Genomic DNA, 14,291 nt, shown 5'->3' on the forward strand with positions numbered 1-14,291 from the left:
AATAGACGCAGAACTCTGCGCTCGCAATGACGGGAGGAGAGTTCGCGCGACCGTCTATCACCGTCGCTGCGATACCGCTTTCTCCATCCACCCTGCACAAGCTTCTTCATCTCCTCGTTGCATTCGCGGAACAAAATCGCGCTTGGCGTGTCATATGCGCAGCGCGCGCTCCCCGTCCAAATTGTCATCAAATAGTCAAATAATATGACTAGTCGGAACCCGTCTTCCGTGAAATAGTGCCTGCCGCCACCTCAAAGGGTCGGCCTATGGGTGCCATGCTACCGATCGGCGCCCGAGATAACAGAAGATCATCTCTTGGGAGACACGCCTGATGACCCTCAAAGCCCTCTTTGCGGCCAGCGCCACGACCGCGTTGCTGCTCGCGCTGCCGGCCAGTGCTGCCGAGCTCACCATCGGCTTTTCGCAGATCGGATCGGAATCCGGTTGGCGCGCGGCCGAGACTTCGGTCTCCAAGCAGGAGGCCGCCAAGCGAAAGGTCAATCTCAAGATCGCCGACGCGCAGCAGAAGCAGGAGAACCAGATCAAGGCGATCCGTTCCTTCATCGCGCAGAACGTCGATGCGATCTTCCTCGCGCCCGTCGTCTCGACAGGCTGGGACTCGGTGCTGAAGGAGGCCAAGGAGGCCAAGATCCCGGTCGTGCTGCTCGACCGCGACATCGATCCCTCCGGCAAGGACCTCTATCTCACCGCCGTCACCTCCGACAGCGTGCATGAAGGCGCGGTCGCCGGCGACTGGCTGGCCAAGACCGTCGGCAGCAAGCCCTGCAATATCGTCGAACTGCAAGGCACCGTCGGCGCCAGCGTTGCCACCAACCGCAAGAAGGGGTTCGACACCGCCATCGCCAAGCACGCCAATCTGAAGGTGGTGCGCAGCCAGACCGGCGACTTCACCCGTGCCAAGGGCAAGGAGGTAATGGAGAGCTTCATCAAGGCCGAGGGCGGCGGCAAGAACATCTGTGCGGTCTATGCCCACAACGACGACATGATGGTCGGCGCGATCCAGGCGATGAAGGAAGCCGGCCTCAAGCCCGGCAAGGACGTCCTCACCGTCTCGATCGACGCGGTTCCGGATATCTTCAAGGCGATGGCCGCCGGCGAAGCCAATGCGACGGTCGAGCTGACGCCGAACATGGCCGGCCCCGCGCTCGATGCCGTCGCGGCCTTCAAGGAGAAGGGCACGGTTCCGCCGAAATGGATCCAGACCGAATCCAAGCTCTATACCGCTGCCGACGATCCGCAGAAGATCTACGACAGCAAGAAGGGTCTCGGTTACTGAGGCGAGACATCGCGCCGGGCCGCTCCCCGCGGTCCGGCGTACCTTCGAAGCCGCAGCGCGAAGGAAAAGGCCGGGTGTTCGCAACGTCAGCGGGCGCCCGCGGGAGTGACGTCGCCATGGAGAACAGTCCCGATTCTGCTCCGCCTTTGTTGGAGGTGCGCGGGATCAGCAAGAGCTTCGGCGCTGTACGCGCGTTGCAGGAGGTCGACTTCACGCTGCGCGCCGGCGAGATCCATGCGTTGCTCGGCGAGAACGGCGCCGGCAAGTCCACGCTGATCAAGGTGATCACGGGCGTGTTTCCGCGCGATGCCGGTATCGTCAGGCTCGGCGGCGACGAGATCGCGCCGCGCTCGGCCAAGGCGGCGGTGGCAGCGGGCATTGCCACCGTCTACCAGGAGGTCAACCTGCTGCCGAATCTTTCGGTGGCGCAAAATCTGTTCCTCGACCGCCAGCCGATGCGCTTCGGCATCGTGCGCGAAGCTGAAATGCGCCGCCGCGCCAAAGCGCTGCTGGCGGATTTCGGCCTCGAGATCGACGTCGCCGCGCCGCTCGGCAGCTATTCCGTCGCCATCCAGCACGTCACTGCGATCGCGCGGGCCGTCGATCTCTCCGCTCGCGTGCTGATCCTCGATGAGCCAACCGCCAGCCTCGACCGCCACGAGGTCGAGATTCTCTTCGGCATCGTGCGCCAGCTCGCAAAGCGCGGTATCGGCATCGTCTTCGTCAGCCACTTCCTCGATCAGGTCTACGAAATATCCGACCGCATCACGGTGCTGCGCAACGGCCGCCTGGTCGGCGAGCGCGAGACCGCCTGGCTGCCGCGGCTCGAGCTGATCCGGATGATGCTCGGCCGTGAGCTGGCCGAGACCACCAGCGCGCGGGCCTCGGCAGGTGAACACCGGGCACGCGAGGTCTGCGCGACCTTCGAGAATTACGGCAAGGCCGGCTATGTCGCGCCGTTCAATCTGGAGCTGCGTCACGGCGAGGTTGTCGGTCTCGCCGGACTGCTCGGCTCGGGCCGCACCGAGACGGCGCGGCTGGTGTTCGGCGCAGAGCGCGCTGATGGCGGGCAGGCGAAGGTGGAAGGCGCGCCGGTGCGGCTCCAGTCGCCCCGCGACGGCGTGCGCCACGGCTTTGGCTATTGCCCGGAGGAACGCAAGACCGACGGTATCGTCGCCGAGCTCACCGTGCGTGAGAACATCGTGCTCGCGCTCCAGGCCAAGCGCGGCCTGCATCGCCCGCTGTCGCGCCGCGAGCAGGACGAGATCGCACGCCGCTACGTCAAGATGCTCGACATTCGTCCTGCCGATCCCGAACGCCCCGTCGGCCTGTTGTCCGGCGGCAATCAGCAGAAGGTGCTGCTGGCGCGCTGGCTCGCGACCTCGCCGCGGCTGCTCGTGCTGGACGAGCCGACCCGCGGCATCGATGTCGGCGCGCATGCCGAGATCATCCGCCTCATCCGCGAGCTCTGCGAGAATGGTCTGGCGCTGCTGGTGATCTCCTCCGAGCTCGACGAGATCGTGACCTATTCCGACCGCGTCGTGGTGCTGCGCGACCGCGCCCATGTCGAGGAGCTCGCGGGCGAGGCGATCGATGTCGGCAACATCCTCGCGGCCATTGCCGCCGACGGTGCCGCGGTTGCGCTCGAGGCTCACACATGACAGCGCTGTTGCCGCGCCGCGGTCTGGCGCAGATCCTCGCGTTGATCGTCATCCTCGCGGTGGATCGCATGGTGTCGCCGCAATTCTTCGATTTGCGCCTCCAGGACGGCCGGCTGTTCGGCAGCTTGATCGACGTGCTCAATCGCGGCACGCCGGTGGCGTTGCTTTCGCTCGGCATGGTGTTGGTGATTGCAACGCGCGGCATCGACCTGTCGGTTGGCGCCGTCATGGCGATCTCAGGCGCGATTGCGGCGAGTCTTGCCGATAGCCACAGCCTCCCGGTGGTGCTGGCGGCCGCTCTTGGAGCGGGCCTTGTCTGCGGACTGTGGAACGGATTTCTCGTCGCCGTGCTTGGGATGCAGCCGATCGTGGCGACGCTGATCCTCATGGTGGCGGGGCGCGGCATCGCTCAGCTTATCACCGAAGGGCGCATCGTCACGTTCTCCTCGCCGGATCTGGTCTGGCTCGGCAACGGTGCGGTGCTTGGCCTTCCGGTTCCAGTCGCGATTACCCTTTGCATGCTGATCCTGACCGGCCTCGTGGTGCGCGGCTCGGCGCTCGGTCTGATGATCGAGGCGACCGGCGGCAATGCGCGGGCGAGCGAGCTTGCCGGCGTCGGTACGCGCGCGATGATCCTTTCGGTCTATGTCTGGTGCGGCGTCTGCGCCGCGCTCGCCGGCGTGATCGCGGCGGCCGACATCATGGGCGCGGATGCCAACAATGCCGGCCTCTGGCTCGAGCTCGACGCGATTCTGGCCGTGGTGATCGGCGGCACCTCGCTGTTCGGCGGCCGTTTCAGCCTCGGGCTCGCCGTGCTTGGCGCTCTGATCATCCAGACCATGAACACTGGAATTTTGCTGTCCGGCTATCCGCCGGAATTCAACTTGCTGGTCAAGGCCGTGGTGGTGCTCGCTGTGCTGCTGTTGCAATCGCCGAAGCTGACCGGCTTTGCTGGAATCGTCGCGCGGCTGCGGAGAACGAAAGCATGAAAGGCCTGCCGCCCGTCCTGATCACGGCCATCGTGCTCGTCGCGGGTTTTGCGCTCTGCGCGGTGCAATTCCCCAATATTGCCTCGACCCGCGTGGTCGGCAATCTCCTCACCGACAACGCTTTCCTCGGCATCGTCGCTGTCGGCATGACCTTCGTCATCATCTCCGGCGGCATCGATCTTTCGGTCGGCTCGGTGATTGGATTTACGACGGTCTTCGTCGCGCTGGCGATCGAGCGCTGGGGCATGCCGCCGCTGGTCGCCTTCGTTACCGTCCTCGCGCTCTCGGCGGCCTTTGGCGCGACGATGGGCGCGGTGATCCATGTCTTCGATCTACCGCCGTTCATCGTGACGCTCGCCGGCATGTTCCTGGCACGGGGTGCAAGCTTCCTGCTGTCGACGGAATCGGTGCCGATCACGGCGCCGGTCTATTCGACGGTCTCCGACTTCGCGCTTCGCATGCCCGGCGGCGGGCGATTGACCGCGATAGCGATCATCATGCTCGTGATCGTCATCGGCGGAGCCTTGCTATTGCAGCTCACCCGGTTCGGCGCCAATGTCTATGCGCTCGGCGGCAGCCGGGCGGCCGCGAGCATGATGGGCGTTGCTGTTGGCAAGATGACGATAAAGATCTACATGCTGTCGAGCCTGCTGGCGGGCATCGCGGGCATCGTCTTCTCCTTCTACACCAGCGCCGGCTATTCGCTCTCCGCCGTCGGCGTCGAGCTCGACAGCATCGCGGCCGTCGTGATCGGCGGCACGCTGCTCACGGGCGGGCAGGGCTCGGTGATCGGCACCTTTCTCGGCGTGCTGATCCAGGGCCTGATCCAGACCTACATCAATTTCGACGGCACATTGTCGAGCTGGTGGACCAAGATCGCAACCGGTATCCTGCTGTTTGCATTCATCGCCTTGCAGCAGGGGTTGGTCGCACTCGCGCGCCGGCCGGCGAGGAAAAGCCTGGGAGCCGCGACATGACCTCGCGTATCGTCGTCATTCCGACGCGGCGGGCTCACTCCAACCATGCGGAGGTCGCCCGCTCGATCGGCGTCGACATCATCGCCGGCCGCTACGCGGAGGGGACGCGGTTGCCGGGAGATGCCGAGATGATCGCCATGTTCGGCGTGTCGCGGCCGGTGCTGCGTGAGAGCGTGAAGACCCTGGTCGCCAAAGGCCTGCTCACCACCAAGGCGCGCGTCGGCACCGTCGTGCGCGAACGCGCGGCCTGGAACATGTTCGACGCCGACGTGCTGGCCTGGCACCTGGATGCCGGCATCGACAAGCGTTTCCTCAACGACCTCGCCGAGATCCGTCTCGCGGTCGAGCCGCGCGCCGCGATGCTTGCGGCGACGCAGCGGTCGGAGGAGGACCTCGCCGAACTGCGGCGCTGCATGGATCGCATGCGGCTGGAAGCATCCGATTCGGTCGGCTTTGCCGACGCCGACCTCGCGCTCCACGTCGCGGTGGCGCGCGCCTCCGGCAATCTGTTCATGCGCTCGATCGGCCACGTCATCGAGGCGGCGCTGCGCGCCTCGTTCCTGCTCAGCGCACCGATCGAGCCGGAGGACCGCGACACCGTGCTGCTCTGGCACCAGAATATCGTCGATGCGATCGCAGCGGGCGATGCCGAGGCGGCCGCGGAGGCGATGGTCTTCGTCATTCACAACGGCATGCATCGCCACGAGGGCGCCGTGATCGAGACCGCGCCGGCCGAGGCGTTGCCATCCGTGGAATCTGGAGAGAGATCGTGACGGAACTTCGTATCGCCATCGTCGGCTTCGGCAAGATCGCGCGCGACCAGCACGTCGGTGCGATCGCCGCGACGTCGGGCGCGACGCTCGCGGCTGTCGCCAGCCGCAATGCCTCGCTGCCTGGACTGCCGCATTTCGCCACTATCGAGGAGCTGCTCGAGAAGGGGCCGGACGTCGATGCGGTGTCGCTCTGCGCGCCGCCGCAGGTGAGGCGCGCGCAGGCCGCCGCGGCGCTCAAAGCCGGCAAGCATGTCATGCTGGAGAAGCCGCCGGGGATCGGCGTTGCCGAGCTCGATCCGCTGATCGCGATGGCGGCGGAGGCAAAGCGGACGTTGTTTGCGACCTGGCATTCGCGCTACGCGCCGGCGGTGGAGCCCGCGCGGCAATGGCTCGCTGGCCGACGCATCACGTCGGTGCACATCGACTGGAAGGAAGACGTTCGCATTTGGCATCCGGGTCAGGGCTGGATCTGGGAGCCGGGCGGCCTTGGCGTGTTCGACCCCGGCATCAACGCGCTGTCGATCCTGACCAGGATCCTGCCGTGTCAGGTGTTCGTCACCGCGGCTGAACTGGCCTTTCCGGCCAATTGCCAGGCGCCGATCGCTGCGAGCCTGACGCTGACCGACATTGGCGGCCTGCCTGTGACCGCCGAGTTCGACTTTCGTCAGACCGGGCCGCAAAGCTGGGATATTGTGGTCGAAACCGATCAGGGCCGGATGACCTTGTCCAGCGGTGGCGCGCGCATGGCTGTCGATGGCAAGGTGCTTGCCGAGGCGCCCGATGAGGAATATCGCGGACTCTACCGGCGCTTCGTCGAGCTTACCACGACGGGTACAAGCGACGTCGACCTGACGCCGCTTCGTCTCGTTGCCGACGCCTTCCTGCTCGGCCGGCGCACCGTCGTCGAACCATTTGTGGACTAGACATGGCTGGCTCAAGAATCGAAAGAGATGTCTTCGGAACGCTGCCGGACGGCCGCAACGTCGAGCGCATCGTGCTGCGCGGCGAGGGCGGGTTCGAGGCGCGCGTCATCACCCATGGTGCGGTGCTTCAGGCGCTGATCGCGCCGGATGCCAAGGGCGGCCACGACGACGTCGTGCTCGGCCATGACGCGTTCGCCGGCTATCTCGCGGAACGAAAGTTCTTCGGCGCCACCGTCGGCCGCTACGCCAACCGAATCGCCAAAGGCCAGTTTTCGCTCGATGGCGAGACGGTGCAGCTTGCCGTCAACAACGGGCCGAATGCGCTGCATGGTGGCCTCGATGGCTTTGACCGCAAGCTCTGGGACATCGCAGCAATCGACGATGGCGCCCACCCCGCGGTGACGCTGACCTATGTCAGCCCGCATGGGGAAGAGAACTACCCCGGCAGGCTCGATATCCGCCTGACCTATCGCATCACCGGGCCGACCGAACTGTCGCTGAGCATGGAGGCGCGGAGCGACCGGCCGACCATCGTCAACCTGACCAACCACAGCTTCTTCAACCTCGAGGGGGCGACGTCAGGCACGCCCATTCTCGACCACAAGCTGATGGTCGCCGCTGATCATTTCCTCGCCATCGATCCCACCGCCATTCCGTTGCCTGAACCGCCGCGTAGCGTTGCTGGTACGCCGTTCGACTTCCGCGGGCCCCGGCCCGTAGGCGAGCGCATCCGCGAGAGCGATCAGCAATTGCAGAACGGCAGGGGCTACGACCACACCTACTGCCTCCCCCGCGACGGCAAACTGGCACTCGCAGCGCGGCTGGAGGCACCACGCGCGGGGCGGATCATGGAGCTGTTCACCGATCAGCCGGGACTTCAGGTCTATTCCGGCAACTATCTCGACGGCACGATTTCGGGGAAGGGCGGCAAGCTCATCCGACAGTCGGACGCCATGTGCCTGGAGCCGCACATCTGGCCTGACGCGCCGAACCGGCCGGATTTTCCGAGCCCGCGCCTTGAGCCCGGCGAACTCTACCGTCATCACACCGTCTATCGCTTCGGAGTGCAGACGCCATGATGGAACAGGTGCCGACCTCGGTTATCTCGAGCGATCCCTGCCATCTCGGCGAGGGCCCGACCTATGACGTAAGCACAGACACTGCGTGGTGGTTCGACATCCGCGAGGGACGGCTGTTCGAGGCGCGGCTCGGCAGCGGCAGCATCCGCGTCCATGCGCTCGGCCGGATGGCGAGCGCGCTCGGGCGCATCGATGCCGAACGGCAGTTGATCGTTGCCGAGGACGGGCTTTATATCCGCAAGCTTGCCGACGGCGCGATGACCTTGTTGCTTCCGCTCGAAGCCGACAATACAGCCACGCGTTCCAACGATTGCCGCGTGCACCAGTCCGGCACGTTCTGGGTCGGCACTATGGGCAAGAAGGCCGAGCCGAAGGCCGGCGCGATCTACGCGCTCCATCGCGGCAAGATCTCGACGCTGTTTCCCGGCATCAGCATCCCCAATTCGATCTGCTTCTCGCCTGACGGCGCCACCGGCTATTTCACCGACACGCCGCATGCCGTGCTCTACGCCGTGCCGCTCAACCCCGCGACCGGCCTGCCGCGCGGCGAGCCCGAGGTGTTGCTACGCCACACCGGCATTGGCGGTCTCGACGGCTCGGTGTGCGATGCCGACGGAAACATCTGGAATGCCTGCTGGGGCGCGGGTCGCGTCGATGTCTATTCTCCACAAGGCGAGCGTCTGCGCTCACTGAGCGTGCCGGCCAGACAGGCGAGCTGCCCCGCTTTCGTCGGCTCCGATCTGTCGCGCGTTCTCGTCACGTCGGCCTGGCAGGATATGGACACGGCCGCACGCGCCGCCGATCCGCAAGCCGGCTGCACTTTTCTGCTGGAGGCATCCGCGCGCGGTCGCGCGGAGCCCGACGTCAAGCTCGCATAGGAGACCAGAAAACAGCCCACGACGACGTTCTCGACGAAACAAAGAAACAGTCTGACACCAAGGGAGTAAACCATGCTGAAACTGAAGATGACATTCCTTGCACTGGCGCTGGCCGGCGCTGCGTCCATGGCCGCAGGCGTCACCGCGTCCGCCCAGGACAAGGCGACCGTCGGCATCGCGATGCCGACCAAATCCTCGGCGCGCTGGATCGACGACGGCAACAACATGGTCAAGGTGTTGAAGGAGCGCGGCTACAACACTGACCTGCAATATGCCGAAGACGACATCCCGAACCAGCTCTCGCAGGTCGAGAACATGGTGACCAAGGGAGCGAAAGCCCTGGTGATCGCCGCGATCGACGGTACCACGCTGTCCGACGTGCTCAAGCAGGCCAAGGCCAAGGGCATCACAGTGATCGCCTATGACCGCCTGATCCGCGGCACGCCGAACGTCGACTATTACGCGACATTCGACAATTTCCAGGTCGGTGTGCTCCAGGCGCAATCGATCGAGCAGGGCCTCGGCCTGAAGGAAGGCAAGGGGCCGTTCAACATCGAGCTGTTCGGCGGCTCGCCCGACGACAACAACGCCTACTTCTTCTACAACGGCGCGATGAGCGTGCTGAAGCCCTACATCGACAGCGGCAAGCTCGTCGTTGGCTCGGGCCAGATGGGCATGGACAAGGTCGCGACGCTGCGCTGGGACGGTGCCACCGCCCAGGCCCGCATGGACAATCTGCTCAGCGCCTACTACGGCAACAAGAAGATCAATGCCGTGCTGTCGCCCTATGACGGCATCTCGATCGGCATCATCTCCTCGCTGAAGGGCGTCGGTTATGGCAGCGCCGGCCAGCCGATGCCTGTTATCAGCGGCCAGGATGCCGAGGTGCCCTCGATCAAGGCGATGCTGCGCGGCGATCAGTATTCGACCATCTTCAAGGACACCCGCGACCTCGCCAAGGTGACCGCCGACATGGTCGATGCCGCACTTGCCGGCAAGCAGGTCACGGTCAACGACACCAAGACCTACGAGAACGGCGTCAAGACCGTGCCGTCCTACCTGCTCAAGCCGGTCGTGGTCTACAAGGACAATTGGGAGAAGGTGCTGGTCGACAGCGGCTACTACAAGAAGGCGCAGTTCCAGTAGGACGTTACTTCCGTCATTCCGGGGCGATGCGCAGCATCGAACGATGGTGCGCAATTGCGCACCTGAGAATCTCGAGGTTCCGGGTCGCCCTTCGGGCGCCCCGGAACGACGGCGATTGAGGGAAACGACAATGACCGCCATGTTGGAGATGCGCAACGTCAGCAAGAGCTTTGCCGGTGTGCAGGCGCTGCGCGACGTCAACTTCTCGGTTCACGCCGGGCAGATCCACGCGCTGGTCGGTGAGAACGGCGCGGGCAAGTCGACCCTGATGAAGGTGCTGAGCGGCGTCTATCCGCACGGCAGCTACGAGGGCACCATCGTCTTTGATGGCGAAGAGCGGCGCTTCCGCGACATCAACGATTCCGAGGCGCTCGGCATCATCATCATCCACCAGGAGCTGGCGCTGATCCCGCTGATGTCGATCGCGGAAAACATCTTCCTGTCGCATCCGCCCTCGAAGCTCGGTGTCATCGACCGCGACGAGGTCTACCGGCGCACGCGTGAGCTGCTGACGCAGGTCGGCCTCAAGGAATCTCCTGACACCCTCATCACCGATCTCGGCGTCGGCAAGCAGCAACTGGTCGAGATCGCCAAGGCGCTGTCCAAGCGGGTGCGGATGCTCATTCTGGATGAGCCGACCGCCAGCCTCAACGAGGCCGACAGCGCCGCGCTGCTCGAACGCCTGATGGCGTTCCGCGAGCAGGGCATCGGATCAATCCTGATCTCCCACAAGCTCAACGAGGTCGCCAACGTCGCCGACCACATCACGGTGCTGCGCGACGGTCGCACCGTCGACAGCATCGACTGCCGCAGCGAGCCGATCCAGGAAGACCGCATCATCCGCAGCATGGTCAATCGCGATCTCGCCCACCGCTTCCCGGAGCGCAACGCGAAGATCGGTGAGCCCGTGCTCACCGTCGAGAACTGGTCGGTTTACCATCCGATTCATCCCGAGCGGCAGGTGATCAAGAATGTCGATTTCAGCGTCAGGCGTGGCGAGGTCGTCGGTATTGCCGGCCTGATGGGCGCCGGCCGCACCGAATTCGCCATGAGCCTGTTCGGCCGCTCCTGGGGCACTGCGATCAGCGGCTCTCTCCGGCTCGAAGGCCGGGAGATGGCGCTGCCGAGCGTCGCAGCCGCGATCGACGCCGGCCTTGCCTATGTCACCGAGGATCGCAAGCAGCTCGGCCTGATCCTCGCCGACGACGTCCGCAAGAACATCACGCTCGCCAGTCTCGACCAGGTCGCACCCAAGCGCGTCATCGACGACATCGCCGAGCTGAAGATCGCCAGCGATTATCGCACCCGCATGCGCATCCGCTGCTCCGACGTCTACCAGGAGACTGGCCAGCTCTCCGGCGGCAACCAGCAGAAGGTGGTGCTGTCGAAATGGCTGATGACCGACCCCAAGGTCCTGATCCTGGACGAGCCGACGCGGGGCATCGACGTCGGTGCCAAATACGAGATCTACTGTATCATCAACGAACTGGCGGAAGCCGGCCGCGGCGTCGTGGTGATCTCCTCGGAGATGCCCGAGCTGCTCGGCATCTGCGACCGCATCTGTGTCATGAACGACGGCGCCTTCGTCGGCGAGTTCAAGGGCTCTGATGCGACACAGGAAAAGATCATGCGCGCCATCATGCGCAACGAACGCAACATTGGGAACGCCGCGCCCGCGGCCGTCGAGATGGGAGGATCGCAGCCATGACCGACAAGACGGTATCGCTGCCCGAGGAGCGCCGGCACGGCAGCTTCATCAAGAACAATTTGCGCAACTACGGCATGCTGATGTCGTTGATCGCGATCATGCTGTTCTTCCAGGTCATGACCGGCGGCACGCTGCTGCAGCCGCTGAACCTGACGAATTTGGTGCTCCAGAACAGCTACATCGTCATCATGGCGCTCGGCATGCTGCTGGTGATCGTCACCGGCCATATCGACCTGTCGGTCGGCTCGGTTGCCGGCTTCGTCGGAGCGGTGGCCGCGGTGCTGATGGTGACGTACAAGGTCGACTACACGCTCGCCTTCATCGCCTGCCTGTTGCTGGGCGCGGCGATTGGTGCGGCGCAGGGTTATTGGGTGGCCTATTTCGGCATTCCGTCCTTTATCGTGACGCTGGCGGGCATGCTGGTGTTCAAGGGGCTCGCGCTCGCGGTGCTGCAGGGGCAGTCGCTCGGCCCGTTCCCCGCGACGTTCCAGAAGCTGTCCTCCGGCTTCATTCCGGAGCTTCTGCCGGAGGCCGGCACACTGCATCCGACCTCCATGCTGATCGGTGCCGTGCTTGCGCTCGGCCTCGTCTATGCCAGCGCCAAAGGAAGGTCGCGCGAGCAATCGCATGGCATCGAGGTCGAGCCTTATGCGTTCTTCCTGGGAAAGAGCGTTCTGCTCGCCTGCGCCGTGCTCTATTTCACCTATCTGATCGCCTCGCATCGCGGCATGCCGAACGTGCTGGTCATCATGACGGCTTTGATCGCGCTGTACGGCTTCGTCACCCGGCGTACCGTGATCGGCCGGCAGGTCTATGCGGTGGGCGGCAATGCGAAAGCGGCAAAACTGTCGGGCATCAAGACGGAGCGGCTGACCTTCCTCACCTTCGTCAACATGGGCGTGCTTGCCGCGCTCGCCGGCCTCGTCTTCGCTGCGCGCCTCAACACCGCGACCCCGAAGGCCGGGCTCGGCTTCGAGCTCGACGTCATCGCCGCCTGCTTCATCGGCGGTGCCTCGGCCTATGGCGGAGTGGGGCGCGTCGGCGGCGCCGTGGTCGGCGCCATGATCATGGGCGTGATGAACAACGGCATGTCCATCCTCGGCATCGGCATCGACTATCAGCAGGTCATCAAGGGCCTGGTGCTGCTGGGAGCGGTGTGCATCGACGTGTACAATCAGCGGCGGTAGCGGATCGAAGCGACCCGAAAAGGGTTGCGGATTTCTGCGGAAGTTTGCAGTGTCTCCGAAGCAGAAGGAATCCTCGGAGAAGAGTTTGGAGCCGTACGGGAAGCTCGAATGGCATCAGCGGGACCCCGAGATGCGGTGTCGTCCCTCAGTCAAGCGGATGTCGTGGTCCTGGTTCTCCGCGGAGCTTCTGCAATTTTGGCAAACGGAGCTGGAATTTCGCGTCAAGGGAGATGCAGCCTTCCTGGCGTTGCATGATTCTATCCGCGCTGCGGGAGAGACGACGATCGACGGAGGGAGCCCTTCGACGCGAACCGATCTTCGAGGCAGGTTGACGTTCGTGCCGGCCGGATCTTCGGTCCAGGGCTGGAACCGTTTCAAGGGCGGCGTCTCGTCCGTCTTTGCGGTGCATCTCGTTCCGGCCAAATCGGTTCGCAGGGCAGACGATATCTCGGAAATTCCTCCATCGCTTTATTTCGAGAGCGACAATCTCAAGGCGACGCTCCAGAAGCTCCAGAGTGTCGTGAATGGAGCCGGCATCAACGACCATGCCTATGCGGAGACACTTGGGCTGTTGCTCTTGTGGGAACTACGACACGCAGTTGACCCGAAGCGTTCACCTCGTAGCCAGATCCGGGGAGGTCTGACTTTGCGTCAGTTGAGGCGCGTTCAGGAGTTCGTCGACGCTCAGATCTCGACCGAAATCTCGATATCCGACCTGGCAAGTGTGGCAGGGCTGAGCCATTACCACTTCATCAGGACGTTCAAGGAGGCAGCTGGACACTCGCCCTACCAATACGTCCTGTCGGAGAGAACCCGCCATGCGAAAGGGCTGCTGCTGTCGACGCCCGATCTCTCGCTCGAAGACGTGGCACGAGCGGCAGGGTTTAGCGATACATCGCAGCTAAATCGAGTATTTCGGAAGTTCGTTGGTGTTACACCGACCGTTTTCCGGCGTGAAAGCGGCTCTCGTTTTCCATAAAGTTGCACCCGTCCCAATTAGTGATCACGCGGGCCGACGCCCAGGCGTTGGCCGATCAACACAAGCTCAGCCAGACCACCAGCTCTCATCTTCTCCATCACCTTCTTGCGGTGTGCCTTGATGGTCCGCAGCGACGTGCCCAGTTCGTGAGCCACCTGCTTGCTGATCTTCCCTCCGACAAGGAACATGAATACCTGCCGTTCGCGTGGGGTTAAGGTTGCAAGGCGATTTCGCAGATCATCGAATTCGCGTTTGAGAACGAGCAATGACCGGTGACGCGTCAGAGCTCGCGCGATCGCGTGAAGGAGTTCATCCAGCCCGACAGGCTTGATCAGGAAGTCTTCCGCACCTGCTTTGATAGCCTTTACCGTCGTACTGACGTCGCAATAGCCGGTGAGAAACAGAATCGGAAGGCTCGAGCCGAGCTCCAGCAAACTGCTTTGCAGCGCCAGGCCACTCAAGCCAGGCATCCGGACATCTAGGAGGATGCAGCCGGGCTCGTTTTCGATGAACGGCTGCTCCAGCGCTTGCTCGGCCGACGCGTAGGCGACCACGCGGTATCCGGACTGCTCCAATTGCCGTTGGAGCGTGGTGCGGAAGGGAGCGTCGTCATCGACAATGTAGACGGTGTCCGACAACTGCTCTCCTGACAAGGAAGGCGTTGCCTTAACTAGACTTCGCCGCCCCGTGCGCT

General features: G+C 64.0%; 13 protein-coding genes. 12 read left to right on the forward strand and 1 reads right to left on the reverse strand.

The genetic code is table 11. From position 1 onward, the window contains the following. The first annotated feature begins 331 nt into the window (after positions 1 to 331). The 12 genes from ytfQ (at position 332) to ACFDR6_RS22215 (ending at position 13,597) form a co-directional block, all read left to right on the forward strand. Positions 332 to 1,297 (forward strand): galactofuranose ABC transporter, galactofuranose-binding protein YtfQ, encoded by a 966-nt coding sequence (ytfQ, locus tag ACFDR6_RS22160; RefSeq protein ID WP_375859482.1) that lies wholly within the window; start codon positions 332 to 334, stop codon positions 1,295 to 1,297. Positions 1,298 to 1,413: 116 nt separating this feature from the next. Continuing rightward, positions 1,414 to 2,958 carry a sugar ABC transporter ATP-binding protein gene (locus ACFDR6_RS22165; RefSeq protein WP_375859483.1) on the forward strand — a complete coding sequence of 515 codons (1,545 nt, stop codon included), beginning with the start codon at positions 1,414 to 1,416 and terminating at the stop codon, positions 2,956 to 2,958. Next, positions 2,955 to 3,947 carry an ABC transporter permease gene (locus tag ACFDR6_RS22170; protein ID WP_212092395.1) on the forward strand — a complete coding sequence of 331 codons (993 nt, stop codon included), beginning with the start codon at positions 2,955 to 2,957 and terminating at the stop codon, positions 3,945 to 3,947. The genes ACFDR6_RS22165 and ACFDR6_RS22170 overlap by 4 nt, the downstream gene beginning before the upstream one ends. Continuing rightward, positions 3,944 to 4,924 carry a galactofuranose ABC transporter, permease protein YjfF gene (gene yjfF, locus ACFDR6_RS22175; protein WP_375859484.1) on the forward strand — a complete coding sequence of 327 codons (981 nt, stop codon included), beginning with the start codon at positions 3,944 to 3,946 and terminating at the stop codon, positions 4,922 to 4,924. Before ACFDR6_RS22170 ends, yjfF begins: the two co-directional genes overlap by 4 nt. Then, positions 4,921 to 5,697, forward strand: a complete 777-nt coding sequence (locus tag ACFDR6_RS22180) for a FadR/GntR family transcriptional regulator (RefSeq protein ID WP_375859485.1) — start codon at positions 4,921 to 4,923, stop codon at positions 5,695 to 5,697. Before yjfF ends, ACFDR6_RS22180 begins: the two co-directional genes overlap by 4 nt. Then, positions 5,694 to 6,620 (forward strand): Gfo/Idh/MocA family protein, encoded by a 927-nt coding sequence (locus ACFDR6_RS22185; protein WP_375859486.1) that lies wholly within the window; start codon positions 5,694 to 5,696, stop codon positions 6,618 to 6,620. Before ACFDR6_RS22180 ends, ACFDR6_RS22185 begins: the two co-directional genes overlap by 4 nt. Before the next feature lie 2 nt (positions 6,621 to 6,622). Continuing rightward, positions 6,623 to 7,699 carry an aldose epimerase family protein gene (locus tag ACFDR6_RS22190; RefSeq protein ID WP_375859487.1) on the forward strand — a complete coding sequence of 359 codons (1,077 nt, stop codon included), beginning with the start codon at positions 6,623 to 6,625 and terminating at the stop codon, positions 7,697 to 7,699. Continuing rightward, the gene (locus ACFDR6_RS22195) at positions 7,699 to 8,577 is read left to right on the forward strand and encodes an SMP-30/gluconolactonase/LRE family protein (RefSeq protein WP_375859574.1); all 879 of its coding nucleotides are present in this window, start codon (positions 7,699 to 7,701) and stop codon (positions 8,575 to 8,577) included. The genes ACFDR6_RS22190 and ACFDR6_RS22195 overlap by 1 nt, the downstream gene beginning before the upstream one ends. A 72-nt stretch (positions 8,578 to 8,649) precedes the next feature. Then, the gene (gene chvE / locus ACFDR6_RS22200) at positions 8,650 to 9,723 is read left to right on the forward strand and encodes a multiple monosaccharide ABC transporter substrate-binding protein (RefSeq protein ID WP_375859488.1); all 1,074 of its coding nucleotides are present in this window, start codon (positions 8,650 to 8,652) and stop codon (positions 9,721 to 9,723) included. Between the two features lie 130 nt (positions 9,724 to 9,853). Beyond that, positions 9,854 to 11,431: a multiple monosaccharide ABC transporter ATP-binding protein gene (mmsA, locus tag ACFDR6_RS22205; RefSeq protein WP_375859489.1), complete on the forward strand. Its 1,578-nt coding sequence runs from the start codon at positions 9,854 to 9,856 to the stop codon at positions 11,429 to 11,431. Beyond that, positions 11,428 to 12,618 (forward strand): multiple monosaccharide ABC transporter permease, encoded by a 1,191-nt coding sequence (gene mmsB, locus ACFDR6_RS22210; RefSeq protein WP_317240272.1) that lies wholly within the window; start codon positions 11,428 to 11,430, stop codon positions 12,616 to 12,618. The genes mmsA and mmsB overlap by 4 nt, the downstream gene beginning before the upstream one ends. Before the next feature lie 49 nt (positions 12,619 to 12,667). After that, on the forward strand, positions 12,668 to 13,597 hold the full coding sequence (locus ACFDR6_RS22215) for a helix-turn-helix domain-containing protein (protein WP_375859490.1): 930 nt from the start codon (positions 12,668 to 12,670) through the stop codon (positions 13,595 to 13,597). Positions 13,598 to 13,614: 17 nt separating this feature from the next. On the opposite strand, the gene ACFDR6_RS22220 is transcribed toward ACFDR6_RS22215, so the two are convergent. Further along, complete coding sequence (locus tag ACFDR6_RS22220; protein ID WP_317240270.1) at positions 13,615 to 14,235, reverse strand: response regulator transcription factor; 621 nt, start codon at positions 14,233 to 14,235, stop codon at positions 13,615 to 13,617. Positions 14,236 to 14,291: the final 56 nt, after the last annotated feature.

The organism is Bradyrhizobium tunisiense (genome assembly GCF_042263385.1).
Taxonomy (GTDB): domain Bacteria; phylum Pseudomonadota; class Alphaproteobacteria; order Rhizobiales; family Xanthobacteraceae; genus Bradyrhizobium; species Bradyrhizobium tunisiense.